Annotated in this window: 20 protein-coding genes; 10 read left to right on the forward strand and 10 right to left on the reverse strand. The window is 66.8% G+C overall.

The genetic code is table 11. The annotated features are described in order from the left end of the window. The first annotated feature begins 19 nt into the window (after positions 1–19). Positions 20–892 (forward strand): branched-chain amino acid ABC transporter permease, encoded by an 873-nt coding sequence (locus tag HGK58_RS12555; RefSeq protein ID WP_168627955.1) that lies wholly within the window; start codon positions 20–22, stop codon positions 890–892. Next, on the forward strand, positions 889–1,914 hold the full coding sequence (locus tag HGK58_RS12560; RefSeq protein WP_168627956.1) for a branched-chain amino acid ABC transporter permease: 1,026 nt from the start codon (positions 889–891) through the stop codon (positions 1,912–1,914). Before HGK58_RS12555 ends, HGK58_RS12560 begins: the two co-directional genes overlap by 4 nt. On the opposite strand, the gene rph is transcribed toward HGK58_RS12560, so the two are convergent. After that, positions 1,911–2,639, reverse strand: a complete 729-nt coding sequence (gene rph, locus HGK58_RS12565; protein ID WP_168627957.1) for a ribonuclease PH — start codon at positions 2,637–2,639, stop codon at positions 1,911–1,913. The two genes, HGK58_RS12560 and rph, sit on opposite strands and share 4 nt — an antisense overlap. Beyond that, complete coding sequence (gene murI, locus HGK58_RS12570; RefSeq protein ID WP_168627958.1) at positions 2,636–3,478, reverse strand: glutamate racemase; 843 nt, start codon at positions 3,476–3,478, stop codon at positions 2,636–2,638. The genes rph and murI overlap by 4 nt, the downstream gene beginning before the upstream one ends. A 51-nt stretch (positions 3,479–3,529) precedes the next feature. Here murI and HGK58_RS12575 point away from each other — a divergent pair, with 51 nt between their 5' ends. Beyond that, positions 3,530–4,828 (forward strand): nicotinate phosphoribosyltransferase, encoded by a 1,299-nt coding sequence (locus HGK58_RS12575; RefSeq protein WP_349236219.1) that lies wholly within the window; start codon positions 3,530–3,532, stop codon positions 4,826–4,828. A 131-nt stretch (positions 4,829–4,959) separates the two neighbouring features. Here HGK58_RS12575 and HGK58_RS12580 read toward each other — a convergent pair whose 3' ends face one another. Genes HGK58_RS12580 through HGK58_RS12590 form a run of 3 tightly spaced genes read right to left on the reverse strand, consistent with a single transcriptional unit; the run spans position 4,960 to position 8,053 of the window. Beyond that, complete coding sequence (locus HGK58_RS12580) at positions 4,960–5,226, reverse strand: DUF3039 domain-containing protein (protein ID WP_168627959.1); 267 nt, start codon at positions 5,224–5,226, stop codon at positions 4,960–4,962. A 17-nt stretch (positions 5,227–5,243) separates the two neighbouring features. Continuing rightward, positions 5,244–6,818, reverse strand: a complete 1,575-nt coding sequence (locus HGK58_RS12585; protein WP_168627960.1) for a hypothetical protein — start codon at positions 6,816–6,818, stop codon at positions 5,244–5,246. After that, entirely contained in the window at positions 6,794–8,053 is a 1,260-nt protein-coding gene (locus tag HGK58_RS12590; RefSeq protein WP_349236220.1) for an ABC transporter ATP-binding protein, read from the reverse strand. Before HGK58_RS12590 ends, HGK58_RS12585 begins: the two co-directional genes overlap by 25 nt. Positions 8,054–8,247: 194 nt before the next feature. Between HGK58_RS12590 and HGK58_RS12595 the strand changes: the two genes are divergently transcribed. From HGK58_RS12595 to HGK58_RS12610, 4 genes are all read left to right on the forward strand, one after another. Continuing rightward, the gene (locus tag HGK58_RS12595; RefSeq protein ID WP_168627961.1) at positions 8,248–8,940 is read left to right on the forward strand and encodes a phosphocholine cytidylyltransferase family protein; all 693 of its coding nucleotides are present in this window, start codon (positions 8,248–8,250) and stop codon (positions 8,938–8,940) included. Positions 8,941–9,025: 85 nt separating this feature from the next. Further along, the gene (locus tag HGK58_RS12600) at positions 9,026–9,826 is read left to right on the forward strand and encodes an ABC transporter permease (protein WP_168627962.1); all 801 of its coding nucleotides are present in this window, start codon (positions 9,026–9,028) and stop codon (positions 9,824–9,826) included. Next, entirely contained in the window at positions 9,826–10,599 is a 774-nt protein-coding gene (locus tag HGK58_RS12605; protein WP_168627963.1) for an ABC transporter ATP-binding protein, read from the forward strand. The genes HGK58_RS12600 and HGK58_RS12605 overlap by 1 nt, the downstream gene beginning before the upstream one ends. 49 nt (positions 10,600–10,648) lie before the next feature. Next, positions 10,649–11,488, forward strand: coding sequence for a hypothetical protein (locus HGK58_RS12610; protein ID WP_168627964.1), 840 nt, complete (start codon positions 10,649–10,651; stop codon positions 11,486–11,488). Positions 11,489–11,493: 5 nt separating this feature from the next. Here the strand turns inward: HGK58_RS12610 and HGK58_RS12615 are convergent, their stop codons facing one another. Continuing rightward, positions 11,494–12,777, reverse strand: coding sequence for a CDP-glycerol glycerophosphotransferase family protein (locus HGK58_RS12615; protein WP_168627965.1), 1,284 nt, complete (start codon positions 12,775–12,777; stop codon positions 11,494–11,496). A gap of 74 nt (positions 12,778–12,851) precedes the next feature. Here HGK58_RS12615 and HGK58_RS12620 point away from each other — a divergent pair, with 74 nt between their 5' ends. Further along, positions 12,852–14,084: a CDP-glycerol glycerophosphotransferase family protein gene (locus HGK58_RS12620; protein ID WP_168627966.1), complete on the forward strand. Its 1,233-nt coding sequence runs from the start codon at positions 12,852–12,854 to the stop codon at positions 14,082–14,084. Next, positions 14,081–15,556: a CDP-glycerol glycerophosphotransferase family protein gene (locus tag HGK58_RS12625; RefSeq protein WP_168627967.1), complete on the forward strand. Its 1,476-nt coding sequence runs from the start codon at positions 14,081–14,083 to the stop codon at positions 15,554–15,556. Before HGK58_RS12620 ends, HGK58_RS12625 begins: the two co-directional genes overlap by 4 nt. Before the next feature lie 46 nt (positions 15,557–15,602). Here the strand turns inward: HGK58_RS12625 and HGK58_RS12630 are convergent, their stop codons facing one another. The 4 genes from HGK58_RS12630 to HGK58_RS12645 form a co-directional block, all read right to left on the reverse strand. Next, a complete protein-coding gene (locus tag HGK58_RS12630) occupies positions 15,603–16,646 on the reverse strand; it encodes a glycosyltransferase family 2 protein (RefSeq protein ID WP_168627968.1) in 1,044 nt (347 codons plus the stop codon). 66 nt (positions 16,647–16,712) lie between these two features. Then, positions 16,713–18,206 (reverse strand): trypsin-like peptidase domain-containing protein, encoded by a 1,494-nt coding sequence (locus HGK58_RS12635; protein ID WP_168627969.1) that lies wholly within the window; start codon positions 18,204–18,206, stop codon positions 16,713–16,715. A 105-nt stretch (positions 18,207–18,311) separates the two neighbouring features. Next, entirely contained in the window at positions 18,312–19,100 is a 789-nt protein-coding gene (locus HGK58_RS12640) for a hypothetical protein (RefSeq protein WP_168627970.1), read from the reverse strand. Then, the gene (locus tag HGK58_RS12645) at positions 19,076–19,618 is read right to left on the reverse strand and encodes a hypothetical protein (RefSeq protein WP_168627971.1); all 543 of its coding nucleotides are present in this window, start codon (positions 19,616–19,618) and stop codon (positions 19,076–19,078) included. The genes HGK58_RS12640 and HGK58_RS12645 overlap by 25 nt, the downstream gene beginning before the upstream one ends. A gap of 146 nt (positions 19,619–19,764) precedes the next feature. On the opposite strand from HGK58_RS12645, the gene HGK58_RS12650 reads away from it, so the two are divergent. Continuing rightward, positions 19,765–20,961 (forward strand): aminotransferase class I/II-fold pyridoxal phosphate-dependent enzyme, encoded by a 1,197-nt coding sequence (locus HGK58_RS12650; RefSeq protein WP_168627972.1) that lies wholly within the window; start codon positions 19,765–19,767, stop codon positions 20,959–20,961. Positions 20,962–20,963 lie beyond the last annotated feature (2 nt).

Genomic DNA, 20,963 nt, shown 5'->3' on the forward strand with positions numbered 1-20,963 from the left:
GACCCAAGAAAACCGGGACATGGAAGATTTCATCCAGTACACCGTCCAGGGCCTGTCGGCCGGAGGGTTCTACGCCCTCGCCGCGCTGGGCCTTGCGGTGATCTTCGGCGCCCTCGGCGTGGTGAACTTCGCCCACGGCGCCTGCTACATGCTCGGCGCCGTCGGCGCGGCGGTGCTGCTCGGCACCTTCAACATCAACTTCTGGGCGGCGCTCGTCATCATCCCGCTGCTGATGTTCGGGTTCGGTGTGTTGATCGAGCGGCTGCTGATCCAATGGCTGCTGCGGCTCGACATCCTGTACAACTTCCTGCTCACGTTCGGCCTCGCGCTGCTGCTGGTCGACCTCGTCAAGCGCGAGTACGGCGTCTCCGGCCTCCCGTACGAGGTGCCACCGGGCCTGGAGGGGCTTGTCACGATCGGGTCGGTGTCGATTCAGAAATACCAGCTGTTCGTGTTCGCGTTCTCAGTCGTCATCTGCCTTGCGGTGTGGCTGCTCCTCACCAGGACGCGGGTCGGCATGATCGTGCGTGCCGCAACTGAGGAGCCAGAGCGCACACGCGCGCTGGGCATCAACGTCGGCCGCTGGGTGACCCCGATCTTCGGCTTCGGCATCGCGCTCGCGGGCCTCGCCGGCGTGCTGGCCGCGCCGTTCCGGGCCATCACCGCGAGCATGGGCAGCAACTTCATCATCGTCCTCTTCGCGATCGTCGTGATCGGCGGGCTCGGCTCGATCCTCGGCGCGGTTGTGGCCGGCTTCTTGGTCGGCCTCGTCGAAGCCTACGGACAGGCTTATGCGCCCAGCTTCTCGCAACTGGTGATCTTCATCCTCATGGCAATCGTCATCCTGGTGCGACCCGCCGGGCTCTTCGGAAGGCGGCAGGAAGCAGTATGAGCGAGACCGTTCTCGAATCGCCCAAGGAGACCCGCTACCTCCTGGATCCCGCCGCGCGCCGCTCCCGGATGATCCGGCGCACCGTGCTGCTCGCCGTCGGCTTGATTGCGACATTCCTTCTGCCCTGGATGATCTACCCGCCGGTGGCCATGGACATTGCCGCCTGGGCGTTGTTCGCCATCTCGGTCGACCTGCTGCTCGGCTACACCGGTCTGCTGTCGTTCGGGCATGCGGCGTTCTGGGGCAGCTCGGCCTACGTCACCGGGCTCATCGCGATCAAGTCCGGGTTGCCGTTCCCGGTGGCGATCCTCGGCGGCATGCTCGCGGCCATGATCATCGCGGTGCCGATCGGCTGGCTGTCGGTGCGCCGCGCTGGCATCTACTTCGCGATGGTGACGCTCGCGTTCGCGCAGATGATCTACTTCGTCGCGAACCAGTGGAAGGACGTGACCGGCGGCGAGAACGGCCTGCAGGGTGTGCCGAGCAACTTCTTCGGCATCAAACTGGTCGAGTCGGACTCGTTCTACTTCTATTACGTTGCGGTGCTGCTGATCATCCTCGGCGCGTGGGCAGCGTGGCGGATCGTGCATTCGCCATTCGGTCGGGTGCTGCAGTCGATCCGCGACAACCCGGCACGCGCCAGAGCCCTCGGCTACGACGTCGAGAAGTACAAGCTCGCCGCGTTCGTGCTGTCGGCTGGTCTAGCCGGGCTGGCCGGCGGCGTGTTCGCCATCAGCCACGGTTTCGTCTCGCTGCAGGAGCTGGACTGGACCACCTCCGGCAAGGTCGTGCTGATGACCGTCATCGGCGGGATGGGCACGCTGTGGGGCGGACCGGTGGGAGCGGCTCTGATCGTGCTCCTCGAAGACGCGCTCGCGACATCCGGATTCGACGGCATCGGCATCATCACCGGCAGCATCTTCATCGTCGTCGTGCTGCTTTTCCGCCGTGGGATCTGGGGAACCGCCACGCTGCTGATCGAGAAGGCGCGGAAGGCGATCGTCTCGCGGAAGCGCAGCTAGCCGGCGAGTGCCGCCGACTGGAGCGCCGTGAGCTCGGCTCCCCCGGCGACCGCGAGGTCAAGCAGCGAGTCGAGCTCACCGCGATCGAACGGTGCGCCCTCGGCCGTGCCCTGCACCTCCACGAACAGCCCACGCCCGGTGACCACGACGTTCATGTCGGTCTCCGCGCGGACGTCCTCGACGTAGGCCAGGTCCAGCATCGGCGTGCCGTCGACGATGCCGACGCTGACCGCGGCGACGCTGTCGTGCAGCGGCCGCGAGTTCTTGCCGATGAAGCCCTGCGAGCGGCCCCATTCGAGCGCATCCGCGAGCGCGACGTAGGCGCCGGTAATGGCCGCGGTGCGCGTGCCGCCGTCGGCCTGCAGCACGTCGCAGTCGATCACGATGGTGTTCTCGCCGAGCGCCTTTGTATCGACCACCGCGCGCAGGCTGCGCCCGATGAGCCGGGAGATCTCGTGGGTGCGACCGCCGATGCGGCCCTTGACCGACTCGCGGTCCATGCGCTCGTTGGTGGAGCGCGGCAGCATCGAGTACTCGGCGGTGACCCAGCCGCGACCCTTGCCGGTCATCCAGCGCGGAACCCCGTTGGTGAAGGACGCGGTGCACAGCACCTTCGTCTTGCCGAAGGAGATGAGCGCCGACCCTTCGGCCTGCTCGCTCCATCCGCGCTCGATGGTGATGTGGCGCAGCTCATCGGCTGCTCGGCCGTCGTGGCGCTGGGTCATTCGTTTAGTCCTTCGTGTTGGCTGATGGTTCCAGTCTCGACCAGTTCGACCTCGGAGACCTCGGGGCCGAGGAAGCGCCGCGCGAGGCGCATGAACTCGGTCGTGCTGCTGCCGGTCGCCTCGAAATGGTAGGTGGGCTTCTCGGATGCCTGGCGCAGCAGGTCGTGCTTGACGAGCGTGCGGAACACGTCGTAGGCGGTCTCGTCGTCACTGGACACCAGACGCACTTCGCGGCCCATGACGAACTGGATGGGCGCGCGCAGCAGCGGGTAGTGGGTGCAGCCGAGCACCAGGGTGTCGACCCCCGCTTCCTTGAGCGGCGACAGGTAGTGGTCGGCGACGCGGAACAGCTCAGGGCCGGACGTGACACCGGCCTCGACGAACTCGACGAAGCGGGGGCAGGCTTGAGTGATCAGTTCGATGTCGGATGCCGCGGCGAAGGCATCCTCATACGCCTTCGACTTGATGGTGCCGACCGTTCCGATCACGCCGACTCGTTTGTTCGCTGTCTGCCGAACGGCGGCGCGGACCGCCGGTTGGATGACCTCGACGACGGGGATGCCCATGCCCTCGGTGTAGCGCTCACGCGCGTCGCGGAGCATCGCGGCGGAGGCAGTGTTGCAGGCGATCACCAGCAGCTTCACGCCCTTCGCGACCAGGTCGTCGGTCACCGCGAGCGCGTACTCGCGCACCTCGGCGATCGGCTTGGGCCCGTACGGGGAGTGTGCGGTGTCGCCGACGTAGACGATCGATTCGTTCGGCAGCTGGTCGATGATCGACCGCGCCACGGTGAGCCCGCCGACGCCAGAGTCGAAGATCCCTATGGGTGCGTCGGTCACGATAGACGATTCTAGCGGCGACCATCTGAGTGCTGATCTAGGCTCGGGGGTGTGACGTCGACCGCACTGCACACCGATCGCTACGAACTCACCATGGTGGAGGCGGCCCTCCGCTCCGGAACCGGTTCCCGCCGGTGCATCTTCGAGGTGTACGGACGCCGGCTGCCCGGCGCCCGCCGGTACGGCATCGTCGCAGGCACTGGACGGCTGCTCGAGCTGGTCTCACGGTTCCGCTTCACCGAGCCGGAGCTCGACTGGCTGCGCGAGAACGACGTAGTCGACGCGCCCACCCTCGACTGGCTGGCCGACTACGGCTTCCGCGGCGACATCTGGGGCTATCGCGAGGGCGAAGCGTACTTCCCCAGCTCGCCGGTGCTTGTCATCGAGGGCACCTTCGCCGAGGCGGTGCTGCTCGAAACCCTCGCTCTGAGCGTGCTCAACTACGACAGCGCTGTCGCCAGCGCCGCATCCCGGATGGTCACCGCGGCATCCGGTCGTCCGCTCGCCGAGATGGGGTCGCGCCGCACCGGCGAGCACTCGGCGGTTGCCGCGGCCCGCGCCGCCTACATCGCCGGTTTCACCTCGACCAGCAACCTTGAGGCTGGGCGCACCTGGGGCATCCCGACGATGGGCACCGCTGCCCACTCCTTCACGCTGCTGCACGACACGGAGGAGGACGCGTTCCGCGCCCAGGTCGCAGCGATGGGCCCTGGCACCACCCTGCTCATTGACACCTACGACATCGCGGCGGCGGTGGAGCGTGCCGTCGCCATCGCCGGCCCTGAGCTCGGTGCCGTCCGCATCGACAGCGGCGACCTGCCGTCGCTGGTCACCGACGTGCGCCGGCAGCTTGACGAGCTGGGCGCGCACAACACCAAGATCACCGTCACCAATGACCTCGACGAACATGCGATCGCCGCGCTTGCCGCTGCGCCGGTGGATGCCTACGGGGTGGGCACGTCGGTCGTGACCGGGTCGGGCTCCCCCGCCGCCGGGATGGTCTACAAGCTCGTGGCGCACGAGGATGGCGACGGCGGCTGGGTGCCTGTCGCCAAGAAGTCGACCGGAAAGGTCTCCATCGCCGGTCGCAAGTGGGCGACGCGAACCTACGGTCGGGACAACAAGGCGACGCAGGAACTCCTGCAGGTGAGCGTTGACCCGCCGGCCGAGGATGTCGGCCGCGAACTACTCGTGCCGCTCATGACGGACGGCGAGGCCGACCCCCAGTACCTAGGCGCTGCGGGGACCAGGCTCGCGCGCGAGCACCGGGAGCTGGTGCTCCACGAGCTGCCGGCCGATGCGTTCCGCCTCACGCGCGGAGAGCCGGCCATCCCGACGGTGTACGAGTAGCCCACTCCCCGCGAACGCCGCCCAATAGTGCGAGCGCACGGGAGATTGCGCGCTCGCTCGCACAATTCACGCGCATTCGCGTGGGACGGAGACAGAGTGACTGCGGGCAGGAGAGGGACGTTGGTGAAACCCTACGGCTTCATCTTCTCGTAGATCTCTTTGCAGGTTGGGCAGACCGGGAACTTCTCCGGGTCGCGACCGGGCGTCCACAGCTTCCCGCACAACGCACGGACGGGCTTGCCGGTGAGAGCCGACTCGAGCACCTTGTTCTTCGGCACGTAGTGGGAGAAGCGCTCGTGGTCGCCCTCCTCGATCTGCTCCCGATTCAGCAGCTCCTCAAGTTCGCGGTCCAGCGTGTCGACGCCGCCGCCCGTCTTGTCCGGTTCGATGCTGCTCATGGCTCCAGCTTAATCGACTAGAAGCGCATGGTGTATGCGAGCAGCTCGGGTGCCCGCCGCTTGAATATCGCACCACCGACCAGGACGCCCGCCGTCAGCACGGCCAGCCCGCTGCCGAAGCCGAGCAGCACCACCAGGAACTGCCCATCCCCGCCGCTGCTGAGGGACTGCACCGCGAAATACACCGTCGGCGCCGCGAGCACAGCGATGGCCAGGATTGACATGACCTGCACCGTCGACGCCCGGCTTCCACCGGATTGCGGCTGCGCGAAGGCGCTGTCCCCCGGGTGCGGTGCCGGGTACGGCGTCCACGCCGAGACCACGCTCGAGACGCCCAAGGCGACGAGCAGGGTGCACGCGGCGACCGCGGCGATCGTCCACAAGGCATCCGGGGCGCCGAAGAGCCACGCGGTGAGCGGCGAGCCGAACCCGATGACCAGCGCCCCGAGCGCGAGCGCAGGGACCGTCCGGCCGAAGCGGTCGGCGGTGCCCGAGACGTTGGCCGAGACATGCAACCACAGTGCCGAATTGTCGTAGGCGACATCGTTGTGCACGGTGGCCCAACCCAGGAAGAAGCACAGGATCGTGACCGGCAGCAGCACGAGGTCCGACAGCGGCACCCCGGCGATCGCGAGAACGCCGATCAGCACGACCGGCACGAACGGGAGGATGAAGAACGAGGCCCGGTAGCGGACGTCGCGGCCCCAGTAGCTCAGGCTGCGCGCCGCAATGACCCCGGATGCGGTGCCCGGCAGGGCGCGGAACCAGCCCATCCCGAGGTACGGCCGCACCCGCTGCCGTCTCACCGGCGAGTTAAGCATCCGCTCGACGAGCAACTGCCAGACAAGCCACAGGCCGGCCAGGAACGCCACCGCGATCAGCAGCTTGCCGACGGCGGCGCCGCCGTTGCCGACCGCGGCATCGCCGGGCGCTGCCCAGGCGGCCCCGAGTGGCGTCCAGGCGGTGACATCCGCGACCTTCCCGAGGGCGGCGACCGCCGACGGCCGCCATTGCGCGGAGAGCATCACCACCGCGATCGGCGAGGCGACCACGAAGGCGAGCAGCACGATCAGTCCGCTGGTCTCGCGCTCCCGTCGGGTGGCGAGGAACAGGGATGCGAGACACGCGGTGATGCGGGCACACAACACGCACGTGGCGACAATCAGCGGCACGCACAGCATGGCGACGGCGGATGCGCCCGGATGTGCGCTCCACGCGACGACCTGCGCCAGTCCGACCACCGTCATCACGAACGCGGGGATGCCGACAAGTGACGCGACCCCCAAGCCGACCGCGAGCTGGCCGGGCTTCAGTCCGAATACCGAGAACTGGCGCGGGTCCAGCGGGTCATCGACGCCGAAGACCAGCGGCACGAGGATGAACAGCGCGAGGATGGCCGTGCCGGCCGCGACGGTCACGTCACCGGTGAAGACCGGGTCGGCATCCTTCAGCCGCGCCAGGCCGACGGTGACGAACCAGGCAGCGCCGAGCCCGTAGATCAGCATGAGCAGAACGCCGATCAGGTGGCGGGGTTCGCGGCGGGCGGCGTTGCGGAGAAGGTCGAACTTCAGTCGGACAAAGTGTGCAACCACTCCAGTCCTTCCGCCGCATCCGCACCGATCGCGAGTTCGACGAAGCGCTCCTCAAGCGTGACCGAGCCCCTTACCTCCTCGATCGAGCCGGACTCGATGACCTTGCCCTCGACGATGACCGCAACGGAGTCGCACAGGTTCTCGATCAGCTCCATGCTGTGGCTGGAGAGAATGACGGTTCCACCAGAGGAAACGAACCGGCGCAGCACGTGGCTGATGCGCTCCGCCGAAACCGGGTCAACTGCTTCGAACGGTTCGTCGAGCACCAGCAGCTTCGGAGAGTGGATCATCGCCGCTGCGAGTGCGACCTTCTTGGCCATCCCCGCCGAGTAGTCGGCGACCAGGCGGGTGAGCGCCTCCTCGATGCCGAACGCGGCCGCCAGGTCTGCGGTGCGCTGGCGGACGACGGATGGCTGCAGCCCGCGAAGAACGCCGGAGTAGTGCAGCAGTTGGCGTCCGGTGAGGCGGTCGAACACGCGCATCCGGTCGGGGAGGATGCCCATTTGCTGCTTCGCGATGGCGGTGTCCTTCCAGACGTCCGCCTCGGCAATCGTGATGTGGCCCGCGCTCGGGCGCAGCATGCCGCTGATCATGCCAAGCGTCGTGGTCTTGCCTGCGCCGTTGGGTCCGACGATGCCGAAGATCGAGCCCGCCGGCACATCCAGGTCGATGTTGTCGACGGCCACAGAGCCGCCGAAGTCCTTGCTCAGGCCCTGCAAGCTCACGAGCGTCTTGCCGGTGGGACGCGGGCGCGGTGCTCGCTTGGGCGTTGTCGCCGGCGGAGCTGGCGGTGGCTCCGACTTGACCCGTGGTGAGCGGGCAGGAGCGGGACGAACCGCAGACTGCGTCTTGGAACGAGCTGGCGTCTTCGGCTTCGCCGGCGCACGAGTCTCGGCGGCGGCCGGAATCGCGCGAACCGGCTTGGAAACAGCATCCGGGACGGATGGCTTGGGTTTCTCCACGACGACGAGCTCGTCTGCACGGACCACTGGCGCGACGATATCCACGCTCGGATGCGACTCGACGGCGGCCGCGGACGCCTCAGATTCGGCCTTCAGCCGTTCGATGAGCGCATCAAAGCGGTCGAGGAAGCGGTCGACTGACAGAGGACTCTCAGGCGATTGGATGGGTGCCTCAATGTTGCGGCCGGAATCCGACTCGACATGGGAGACTTCACGCGAGTCGATTGACTCTCGTACGTCAGCGATCGTCGACTCCGGCTCCACAGACCCCACCGTACAAGGCAATCACAACTCTCACGGCCAAAACTCGGCGTTCTATCACGAAATGACTACGTTGCACCAAGCTCACAGGCTCGGACGTAGACCCACCGGTAAACTCTAGCGAGCACAACGGGGTGTCCGAACGAAAACCGCAACATGAATTCCACATGAATTCGCGGCAAGAGAAGACACCAAAGGAGAGTTCAATGACCACCCAGATCGTCATCCTGGCAGCCGGGATGGGCAGCAGGCTCGGTCGGTCCCTCCCGAAGCCGCTGACCGAACTGAACGACGGCCGCACGATCATGCAGCAGCAGTTCGACAACATCCGTCACGCCTTCGGAAACGAGGCGCAGGTCACGATCGTGGTCGGCTACAAGCTCGAGCACATCATTGAGGCCTTCCCGGAGTCGAACTTCGTCTACAACGAGCAGTACGACCAGACCAACACCTCGAAGAGCTTGCTTCGTGCGCTGCGCGCTTCCGCGCCGGGTGGCGTGTTGTGGATGAACGGCGATGTGGTCTTCGACCCTGAGGCGCTTGAGCGTGCGGCGAAGCTTGTCGCGCGCGACCAGTCCTTCGTCACGGTCAACACCTCCAAGGTCTCCGACGAGGAGGTCAAGTACACGACTGACGCGAACGGCTACATCCGCGAGCTCTCGAAGACAGTCAAGGGCGGCCTCGGCGAGGCTGTCGGCATCAACTACATCTCGCGTGACGCGAAGGCGGCCCTGGTTCGCCACCTGAACCGCGTGGACGACCAGGACTATTTCGAGCGGGGCCTCGAGCTCGCGGTCGAGCAGGACGGTCTGCGTCTCGAGCCGCTCGACATCTCGGACCTGTACGCGGTCGAGATCGACTTCGCCGAAGACCTGGAGCGCGCGAACCTCTTCGTGTAGCTCCGGCGCTCTGCCAAGGCTGGTTTCGAGACGATCGCTGGCGCGATCACTCAACCAGCGGACACCGATCACTACGATAAGAGTCGTGTCAGCCACCGTATCGTCGCGTCCGCAGCCGTCTGCGAGCCGACGCTACCGACAGTCGCTGTGGCTGCTGACAAAGCGCGACCTGCGGGTGCGGTACTCGACATCCGTCCTCGGCTACGTCTGGTCGATTCTCGACCCCCTGCTGATGGCGGGGATCTACTGGTTCGTCTTCACCCAGGTGTTCAACCGCACGGTGGGCGAAGAGCCGTACATCATCTTCCTGCTCACGGCGCTGCTGCCGTGGATGTGGTTCAACGGCACCGTGAGCGACAGCACGCGTGCGTTCATCCGCGATGCCAAGCTCATCCGGTCAACCCGGATGCCCCGCACCATCTGGGTGAACCGGATCGTGCTGTCGAAGGGCATCGAGTTCCTGCTGAGCATGCCAGTGCTCGCGCTGTTCGCGGTGTTCACACCCGGTACCCAGCTGCACTGGCAGGTGGTCTTCTTCCCGCTGGCCGTCCTGCTGCAGGCCGTGCTTCTCGTCGGCCTCGGCCTGATCGTCGCCCCGCTCGTGGTCTTCTTCCGGGACTTCGAGCGGGCGGTGAAGCTCGTCCTGCGATTCCTGTTCTATGCCTCGCCGGTCATCTATGGTCTGTCCAACCTGCCGCCGGAGCTGCAGCCGTGGGCCGCATTCAACCCGCTCGCCGGCATCTTCTCGCTCTACCGCTCCGCCTTCTTCCCGGGCCAGCTCGACTGGTTCGCGGTGGGTGCAGGCGCACTGGTGAGCGTCGTCATCCTGGTTGTCGGTCTGCTGGTGTTCTCCCGCACCCAACGCTCGGTGCTGAAGGAGATCTGATGGTCGAGGTCATTCCCGCCGAGCTGAAGGGCACGCCGGTCATCGAGGTGTCGGATGTCGGCATCCGGTTCCGGCGCAACCGTCGGTCCCGGCGCAACTTCAAGGATCTGTTCGCGGGCAAGAACCGGCGGGCGCGTCCGAGCGAATTCTGGGCGCTGCGCAACGTGTCATTCACGGTGAAGCAAGGTGAGGCGATCGGCGTCGTTGGGCGAAACGGGCAGGGAAAGTCCACGTTGCTGAAGCTCGTGACCGGTGTGCTGCTTCCGGATGAGGGCAACGTCGAGGTGCACGCCGGGGTGGCCCCGTTGATCGAGATCACCGGCGGCTTCGTCGAGGACCTGACCGTGCGCGACAACGTCTACCTGACCGCGGGTCTGCACGGCATGTCGAAGCGCGAGATCGACGAGCGCTACGACGAGATCATCGGGTTCGCCGAGATCGAGGACTTCCAGGAGACCCCGTACAAGCACCTGTCCAGCGGCATGAAGGTGCGGCTCGCGTTCTCGGTCATCTCGCGCCTCGAGGAGCCGATTCTGCTCGTCGACGAAGTGCTCGCGGTGGGCGACAAGGCGTTCCGCGAGAAGTGCTACCGGCGCATCGAGGAGATGCTCGAGGGCGGGCGGACGCTGTTCTTCGTCTCGCACAACGAGCGAGACCTGAAGCGCTTCTGCCGTCGCGGCCTGTACCTCGACAAGGGTGAGCTCGTGCTCGATTCGAGCATCGAAGACGTGCTCGACCGCTACAACTCCGACTACGGGCTCGTCACGCACTGACTCCCAGACTCGGTCACCTATCATCGGAATCCCGAACGGGAGGATGACCGTGAGCTACAGCGAGAAGATGGCTGCCGGCTTGATGCCGGTACAAGGGTTTGACCGGCTGCTTACCGCACAGCGCCCCGCTGTGCTCGCGCACATCCGGAATATCCGTCGTCGGCATCCGGATGCGACACCCGGCGAGGTCATCCGCATTCTGGAGCAGCATTTCCACGCCACTGTCACCGCGGGCGGCGCCACCGCCGGTGCTGCGGCGATCGTTCCGGGGGTGGGGACCACCATCAGCCTCGCCATCACGGGCGTCGAGACGGCCATCTTCCTCGAGTCCTGCGCACTGTTGGCGCAGGCAGTCAGCGAGGTACACGGAATCGCCGTCACCGACCCGGACCGCGCCCGCACCATCGTCATGGCGATGGTGCTCGGCAAGTCGGGTGGCGATCTGGTCCGCAATCTTGCGGCACAGGCATCCGGAACGGGCGTCTCCCGCAACGCCTTCTGGGGGGACCTGGTCGGCCGCAACCTGCCTCAGGCCGTTGTCGGCCCGATCGCCACAAAGGTGCGGCGGTCGTTCATGAGGCGGTTCACGCGCAACACGGCAACTAGCGCCATCGGGCGCATCATCCCGTTCGGGATCGGTGCGGTCGTCGGCGGCGTGGGCAGCAACGTGCTCGGGCGAAAGATCATCCAGAGCTCTCGCATCGCGTTCGGCCCGCCTCCGGCCGAGTTCCCGCCGAACCTGGATCCGCGACCGCGCAAGCAGCGCGCCATCCGGCTGAAGGTGGTTTCGGGCGGGAAGTCCCGACTGGGACCCACCATGCTCCCCGAGGAGCCCGCCGAAGCACCCGAGGCTGGCGGGCAGGCTCCCGGGTCGACGTCAACCGGCTGACCGGCTCAGTCCCCGGCTGAGGCGCCGTCGTCCTCGTCGTCATCGTCATCGCTGGCGAAGACCCTCGGGTCGGCTTCGTGCAGGGCCGCGTGCTTGTGCCACTCCTCGATGAGCTGCTCGACCGCGCCGCGGAAGCGTGCCGTCGCCGCGCCGGGTGAGGTGTCACCGAAGTGTCGGGTGACCCAAAAGTTGAGGCGCTGGCGGGCGTCCTCGTCGTGCTGGACGCGATCGACAGCCTCAACGACGTTCTGGGCGTCCGAGGCGTCGAGCCATTCTGCCGCCCCGAGGTAGCCGGATGTGTCGATCTCAGCATCCGGCGACACCGGGCGGGTGATCAACAGCGGTTTGCCGGTGGCCAGCCTGTCGTAGACCATCGCCGATACGTCGGAGATCGCCACATCAGCCGCCTGCAGCTGCCAGCCCACGTCTCCCCCGGTGTCGACGATGTGATTGGCGCTCGGATCAAGCGAGTTCGCGCGACGCAACGCCTCCTTGATCCTGGTGTTGGCGGCGCCGTACTCCGAGTCCTGAATCCCGCTTCGAGGATGCGGGCGGTAGATGACTCGGAAGCGGGCATCCGAGATCAGGGAGGCCACCAACGCCTCTCCGTGCGAGCGGATCGATCCGTACCGCATCGACTCGCGGTCACCCTCCCACGTCGGCGAGTACAGCACCACGGTGCGGTCGTCTGGCGTGTACGGCAGCTCACCCTCGAAGTGATCGGCCTGTGGGCGACCGATCACCAGCGCCCGCTTGTCGACGTCATAGTTCCAGAGCGCCGCCCGCAGTCGGTCGAGTGCAGCGTCACCGGCGACCATCACGTAGTCGTAGGCCTTGTGCTGACTGCTCGACATGTACGACTTGTCGCTCTCACCGTGGTTGATGAAGACGTGCCACAGCCGACCGAACCGGAGCATGGGGAAGTTCCGCATGTTCTGATTCACATAGAACATCAGCTTGAGTTCCTGGGAGGCGAGGAAACTCTCGACCTCACGGATCTCGCGCAGGTGCACGACCGGCAGCGGGCACTCTTCGAGAAGAGCAAGGGTCGCACTCGGCGAGCGGGCGATGATGACGACCGGATGCGTCTTCGCGAGCTCAAGCAGCGGCCCGTACCACTGGCGCAACTGGTACAGGTTGACCCGCCCGTCGGCGAAGTGCACACCGACGACAGCGTTCTCCGGCGGCGCTGGCAACTCGATCGACGCGAGCTGGTTGCGGCTCATTCGCGTCCGGAAGAGATTCCGGACGATGCGACGCGCTGTCTTGAGGTCGTTGACTAACGGCATCCATCGATTAAACCAGTGGTATCGGGCACGCCTCGCCATGGCCCGGCGGTGGCCGACGCTACGCTGAACTCACTGTGGAACGCGAGACTCGAGCCGGTGCATCCGCACGCTTCACCTTCGCGAGGGGGAACGCGGCGAAGCTTCTCTCGGCGCCGCTGTACGCGCTCGGCGGGCTCGCGAGTCTCGTCGTGCCACGCCGCGGCGACCGGTGGGTGTTCGGCAGCGGCTCGGGACTGGGCGAGGGTGCTCTCCCGTTGGCGCTGCACGTGCGCGCCACCGACCCCGCCGCGCGCGTGCTGTGGCTGGCCGCAGACGAGCGGGAGCGTCAGGCGGCGCTGGCTCTCGGGCTGCCGAGCGCACTGCGTTCAACCTGGCGCGGGTTCCGGGCAACGCTGCGCGCCAGCGTCATCGTGATCACTCACGGCTTCGGCGACGTGAACCGATTCGGCACGCGCGGTGCTTTCGTGGTGCAGCTGTGGCACGGGATCCCGCTCAAGAAGATCCAGCTCGACTCCCCCGTTACCTTCACCAGTTCGCTGGCGCCGGCCGGATTGCTGCGCGCGTTGTACCGGCGCAGCGCAGCGGCGATCGACCTGCTGCCTGCGGCATCCGAGACCTCCGCGGCGCGGCTGCGGACCGCGTTCGGGCTGCCCGCGGGCACGGTGGTGGTGACCGGCGACCCGCGCGACGACGCCGTGCTGCGACCCGATGGCGCTCGGGACCTGCTCGAGAGCGCGCTCGGCCCGCTCGCGGACAGCCGGGTGCTGCTGTACGCGCCGACCTGGCGGGACGGCGCATCCGACCCCGGCGTGCCCACCGAATCCGACTGGGCGGCGATCGCCGACTACCTGGAGCGCTCGAACAGCCTGCTGGCGCTGCGCCCGCACCCGCACGGCGTCGGCGACTACGAGCGCGGCACGATGGTGAGCCCGCGCATCCGGATGCTGCCATCAACGGTGATCGGGGACCTTAACCGGGTGCTGCCCGGGGTCGATGTCGTCATCACCGACTACTCCTCCGTTGCCTACGATTTCGCGCTCACCGCGCGCCCGATCGTGTTCTTCGCGCCCGACGTCGCCGAGTACGCCGCGACACGCGGACTGTACGAGCCGTACGAGCAGTTCAGCGGCGGGCACACTGTCAGCAACTGGGGCGGCGTCACCCGACAACTCGACGACCCGGCGGCGCTCGGCGCCCTCCGGGAGCACAGCAGTAGGCTCGCACAGCGGCACCATGCCTACCGCGACGGCCGCAACACCGAGAGGGTGTACACCGAGATCGCCGCCCGGCTGAAAGGGCAGGAATGACCGCAACGCAGCATGTCACCGCTTCGACGATCGACCTGGTCGCCGGTGAACCACCGCAGCTCGTCGTGAGCGGCGAGGGCACCGCGCCCGTCGAGCTGGAGCTGGTTGGCTCGCGGCTGCGGTTGCCTGCGCTGATCGCGGTCGACGGTGAGCGGTGGACCGCGACGATCCCGCTGCTCAGTTCGCGTTGGGGCGGTCCCGCACTGCCGCCGCCGAGCGGGAGGTACCGGATAGGCGTCGCCGCGCGCGGGATCGTCCTGCCGGAAGCGGCGTTTCTGCGCGGACTGTTTCGCGTCGCCTTCGAAGCCGACGACAGCGGAGTGGTCGCGGAGTTCTCTGCGCCGCTCGCCGACGATGAGGTGGGGCCGGAGAATCAGGCCAGACTCGAACGCGAGTACCACGCAGCCAACCCTGAGCCCCAGAACGCGGTGTTCTTCGAGAGCTTCTACGGACAGAACGCATCCTGCAACCCGCTCGCCATTGCACGTGCTCTGGCGGAAACCCGGCCGGACATCGCCCGCTACTGGGGCGTCGCCGACGCATCCGTCGACGTGCCTCTGGGCGGGATCGCCGTCATCGAGGGCAGCCGTGAGTGGTGGCGCATCCGGGCGGCAGCGAGGCTCATTGTGATCAACGACTGGCTGCGCGGGCGCTACCGCAAACGCTCCCATCAAAAGGTGCTGCAGACCTGGCACGGCACCATGCTCAAGCGGCTCGCGCTCAGCCGGCGCCGGCTAGGACTCCGTCCCGCCCTTGCGACGCTCAAGGAGCGCGCTCGGTGGAGCATCCTGCTCGCGCAGAACTCGTACGCTGCCAATATCTTCCGCCGTTCATATGCCTGGCTGGGTCCGGTGTGGGAGGAGGGTTACCCGCGCGACGACATCCTGGTCACCGGTGATGCCGCGGCGGTGCGCGCCAAGCTCGGGATTGCGGATGACGTGCGGGTGCTGCTGTACGCGCCGACCTGGCGGGACGACCGGCCGGACCACGTCGACCACTTGGACGTCGCCAGCTTCGCCGAGCAGCTCGGCGACGGGTATGTGACGCTGATCCGGGGGCACTCGCGCACCCTCCGCCCGGGCGAAGATGTGCGCGGCGGCGGCGTCGTCGACGTCACAAGCTACCCGGACATCGCCGAGCTGTTCCTGGTCGCGGATGCGCTCATCACCGACTATTCGAGCGTCATGTTCGACTTCAGCGTGACCCGGAAGCCGATCTTCTTCTTCACGCCCGACCTCGACCGATACCGGGAGGTGCTGCGCGGGTTCTACTTCGACCTGCTGGCGGTCGCACCGGGTCCGGTCGTGCGGGATTCGGCCGAGCTGTTGGAGCTCGTGCGAAATCCGGATGCTGTCGCCGAGGAGTACCGGGAGCGCTACCAGGCGTGGCGCGAGCGGTTCAACCCGCGCGACGACGGCCAGGCCGCGCAGCGGGTGGTGGACCGGATCCTGCGGGACGGTCTGCTGGACTGAGCCCGGCCTTGGTCTCGACGAGCTCGAGCACCGCCGTGTTCGCCGCTCAAATCTCAGTGCGCGAGGTGTCGTTGATACCGCTTGCCCCCCGCAGCAGGCCGACGATGAAGCCGGCGCCCCAGGCGAGGTGCATGGTGGGCAGCACAATCAGGAACAGCAGCCGATGCCACCACGGCTCCACGGCATCCGTGAGCAGACTGACGGCGATGACCAGCAGCACGTACAGGATCGGACCTAGAAAGACGATGCTGGCGATGGCGCTCGGCCAGCCGGTGAGCACGCCGGTCAGCTGCAGGATCCCGACCAGGATGCTTGCGACCACCGACAGCACCAGCACAGGCGGTGCGAAGAATCGCCACGGGTTGCGCCCGCGGTACCGGCGCACCAGCTCGCCGCGCCAGACACCGGTGGCGAAGAACTGGCGCACCAGTTTCGGCCAGTTCTCCCGCGGCCAGTAGCTGACCTTGAGTGCCGGGTCGAACCAGACCAGTCCCCCGCCGGTGCGGATGCGCAGGTTGAGTTCCCAGTCCTCACCGCGGCGGATCGTCTCGTCGAAGTACCCGGCCTTCTCGACAGCTTCGCGACGGAACACGCCCAGGTACGCCGACTCCGACTCCCCCTCCTCGGCGCCGCCGTGGTAGCTCGCGCCACCGAGCCCGAACCGGCTGTTGTAGGCGCGCGCGACGGCCGATTGAAACGCGTTCTTGCCCTTGGCGAGCATGACCCCGCCGACGTTCGCCGCGCCGGTGCGCTGCAGCGTCGCGATGGCCGTGCTGGCGTAATCGGTGGGCAGCGCCGAGTGCGCGTCGACGCGAACGATGATCGGCATCGTGCTCGCCTTGATGGCGAGGTTCAGGCCGATCGGGATGTCGGCATCCGGATTCTCCACGATCCGGATGCGCGGCTCGTCTCTCGCGAGCCGTTCGACCAGTTCGGTGGTGCCGTCGGTCGAGGGTCCGAGGGCGAGGATGAGCTCGAGCGGCCCTGGGTAGTCCTGGTGCAGCACCGACCCGATTGCCGCTTCGATGTACCCGACCTCGTTGAGAACGGGGATCACATAGGAGATTCCCGGTGTCGGGGCGTCGGCCATTTGGTCCACTCGGTCGGTGTTTCTAAGGTCGCCCCAGCCTATCGGAGCGACCCCTGCCGACCGGTCTTACTCGAGCGAGCCGACGGTGATGTCGACCTTCTGAACTTCGCCGTCACGCACGAACGTCATCGGCACGGTCGTGCCGGGAGCGAGAGCGCGCACCTGCGCGGTCAGGTCGATGCTGCCCGTGATCGGCACGTCGTTGAAACTCGTGACGATGTCGCCCTCGCGCAGGCCGGCCGCCTCCGCCGCCCCGCCGCCGGAGATCTCCTTGACGCTCGCACCGACGATGCTCTTTTCGCTGATGTCCTGGTCGAGTGTGACGTTGATGACGGATGCGCCGATCAGGCCGTGGGTTGCCTCACCGTTCTTGATGATCTCATCCGCGATTCGCTTGACGACGTTCGCAGGGACAGCGAAGCCGACCCCGATGTTCCCGGCTGCGGCGCCACCGGTGCTGGCGATCGCCACATTGACGCCGATGAGGTCACCCTTCGCGTCGAGCAGCGCGCCGCCTGAGTTACCGGGGTTGATCGCGGCATCCGTCTGGATGACGGGCAGGTAGATCTGCGAAGACTGCTGAGACTGCTGGGGCTGGTCCTGTCCGAACTCCCAGAAGTCGAACGGGCTCTGGGGACTCTCCGGCGTGTCGCCCTCGGGCGGGGCCGAGGACGCGACGGTGATGCTGCGGTTGAGCGCGCTCACAATGCCGTTCGTGACGGTGTTGGACAGTCCGAGCGGCGCGCCGATGGCGACCGTGGTGTCGCCGACGTTGAGGTTGCTTGAGTCGCCGAACTTGATCGGCTGAAGGTCGGTCTGGGCGTCGATCTTGATCACTGCGAGGTCGGTGAGCGGATCGGTGCCAACGAGCGTTCCGGGGTAGAGATGACCGTCGTAGGTCTGCACCTGGATCTGGGAGTCGGCCGATTCACCGTCGAGCGTGACGACGTGCGTGTTGGTGACGATGTGTCCATCGTTGTCGAGGATCACGCCGGATCCGGTACCGGAAGCGGATCCCCCAGCGACCGAGATCGTGACCACCGACGGCCCTGCTTCCGCGGCAATCGCGGTGATGAGTGTCGCATCCGCCCCATCGTTGACCGTGATGGTGGCCGGTGAAGCTCCCGGCCCGCCAGCCTGGCCGTCATTGCCGGATGTGATCGCCCACGTCGCGACGCCGGCACCGGATACGCCTCCGACGAGCGCGCCGATCACGAGGGCCGCGACCGTGCCGATGTTGCTGCGCTTCTTCTCGGGCGCAGTGGTCGCCCCAACCGGCGGGTTCAGCCCGTCAGCGCCGTACGGCAGTCCCGGGGGGATCGGCTCGGTGCGCTGCCGTTCCGTAGGCTGCGGCTGGGCGGCGCTGGGCTGAGCGGTCGGGTCGTACTGAGCGGTCGGCTCGGGCTGAGCGATTGGCTCGGGCCCCGACCCTGGGTCGTGCTGCGGTGTACGCGCGTTCTCGATTGGTTCGTGGGGACCTTGGGGAGCCCTGTTCTCCGGCGTAGCGTCGGATGGCTGCCGCGGCCCATCGGGCGTGCCGGGCACAGGGGTGTCGGTCATGAGGAGGCTCCTTCAGCGGACGTGGTGTCCGCAACGAGTCTCAATTTTATTGGGAGGACTCTGTGAGCGCGCCTTTGCTGGCTTGAGGGTCTGCTGAGCGCTGTCTCAACAGCCCGGTCCGGAGGGGTTGGCCGCGCAGTGATGCTCGACCAGCACGGTCTTGGCGTGACCCGCCACCGCGACCAGCCGGTTCGCCGGCACAGGGAGAACACCAGCGATGGGGACCCACTGGGTACTCGCTCCGTAGTGGTACTCGGCCGCGAAATCGATGGTGAGATCGATGACGTAGGTTCCGGGCGACCGGTAGCTGTGGCTGGTCGCGGTCGGCTCGAACTCGCCCAGACCTTGCGCCTGCCAGGTCGCCCCGGGCGTCGCTGTCGACCTGGCGCTGCCATCGCCGTAGGTCCAGTGGTAACGCACCGGTGTGAAGCGCACCGTGGCTGCTTGGCCGAGAAGTTGACCGGATTGCACCTGGACGGATGCTTGCGCGTAGAAGTTCGTGTGGAGCCCGACGACCATCCAGCCGTTCGGCTGCATGCTGTCGGTGCCCGGCGTCGGGCGGAAGTTGACCAGATCCGCGAGCGTGACAGGCGCAGTTGCCGTGTAGTTGTCGCGGCAGACGGCGAAGCCGCAGGTCGTTGTCCCCGTGCCTGAGCCCGTGCCCTGGCCGTTTACGGAGTTCGTTCCGGGTGTGCCGGTTCCGGAACCGCCGCTCGAGTTGCCCGGACTGTTCTGCTCACCGCGGACGACGACCCCGTCACCCTCGATGCCGGCGGAGATGTATGGGCACTCTCCGATCAGCCAGTCAGTGCTTGTGCAGTCCGGTGCAACACCAGCAAGGCCGCTTGGAAATGCGACCAATGCGGCGATCAGCAGGGTTGTGACTGATCCCATGGCGCGCTCCTCGCAAGCAACAAGTGTTTTTCGTTGGTCAAGTCAGACTCGAAGGTGAGCTCAAATAGTTGGCGAGTTGGATTCGGTCTTGAAACACTCCCCACGGAGTCAACGACCTCAATTCCCGAAGCGTCGTAGCAAGCGTAAATCGTCACTGCGATCCCGCCCTTGGCCGGTGCCATCGATTGGAGTTCGGCAGAGTCGAACATCGACAAGCCCCTCGTGATAAGACCGAGTTCACGTAGCCGTTCAAACGATTCCAGTTCGTCCGGTAGTTGATTGGTCGTTACAACCGAAGAGATTCGGTCTGCATCGGCACCACCATCAGCCCGCACTTCATCGGCGACAGCCAGATACCGCTCGTACGCCTCGACCGCTGCGGCGAGCGCCTCTTCGTCCGAGGCGAAGACCGGGTCCACCGCCGGCGGCCGGGCGGTGACCGTCGGTTCATTCGGCACGCAGCCCGCCAGGAGCAACGCCACAGCGGTGAGCGCGACGGCACGCATCCGAAACCCCATGGAGTCACGGTAAATGACACGTCGTCGCGGGCGCGCGAATTCTCCACAGCCGCGATGAACTAGCGAGGGGCCAGAAAAAGGCCCTCCCGGCTCCGGGAAGGGCAGTTTGCGACCCCGAGGGCAGCTCTGGGGCTAGTTTGGTCAGCATGACGGTGCACGGCGCGTGGGAGCGCACTGCCAGAGGAGCAATGCTCCTCGGGGCGGATGGGGAATTGCGTCCGACGATCTTTGCCGAGATGTCCGCCTTGGCCGCCTCGACGGGCGCGATCAACCTCGGTCAGGGTTTCCCGGATGAGGACGGCCCGCCCGAGGTGCTCGAAGCGGCCCGACAGGCGATCAGCGACGGGATCAACCAGTACCCGCCAGGAATCGGCCTGCCCGTACTCCGCAACGCGATAGCCGCCCACCAGAAGCGCTTCTACGGCCTGCCCGTAGACGCGGACCACGAGGTGCTGGTCACCGCCGGCGCAACCGAGGCGCTCACCGCGACCATCCTCGCGCTCACCGACGACGGCGACGAACTCGTCACCCTCGAGCCCTTCTACGACTCATACGCCGCGATCGCGGGCCTCAACCGCCTCAAACACGTCACGGTGCCGCTGCGCGGCGAACACTTCCAGCCGGACCACGACGAACTCCGCGCTGCCGTCACCGACCGCACCCGCATCATCCTGATCAACGACCCACACAACCCGACCGGCAGCATCCTGAAGCGCGAGACCCTCGAACTGATTGTCGAACTCGCGCACCAGCACGACGCCATCATCGTCACCGACGAGGTCTACGAGCACCTGACCTTCGACGAGCCCCATGTGCCGATCACGACGCTGCCCGGCGCGTGGGAGCGGACCGTGACGATCTCGTCCGGCGGGAAGACCTTCAACACGACCGGCTGGAAGATCGGCTGGGTCACCGGCCCGCGCGACTACGTCGAGGCGATTCTCGCGGTGAAGCAGTACCTGACCTTCGTCAATGGGGCACCGTTCCAGCCTGCGATCGCGGTCGGGCTCGGGCTGCCGGACTCCTATTTCGCGGGTGCCGCAGCGGCGCTCAAGGCGAAAAGCGAGCTGCTGTCCGCCGGCCTCGAGAAGGCCGGGTTCACGGTAAGCAGACCGCAGGGCGGGTACTTCGTCATCGCTGACGCCGCTCCACTCGGGTTCACGGATGCCGAGGCCGCTGCCCGAGAGTTGCCGCACCTCGCCGGCGTGGTCGCGATCCCGCTCACCGCATTCGTGCGTCCAGAGAACCGGGGGCCGTACGCATCCAAACTCCGCTTCGCGTTCTGCAAGCGCGCTGACGTGCTCGAACGCGCCGCCGCGCAACTCGCCGAGCTGCGGCGCTGACC

The organism is Cryobacterium sp. BB307, assembly GCF_012274275.1.
Lineage (GTDB): Bacteria > Actinomycetota > Actinomycetes > Actinomycetales > Microbacteriaceae > Terrimesophilobacter.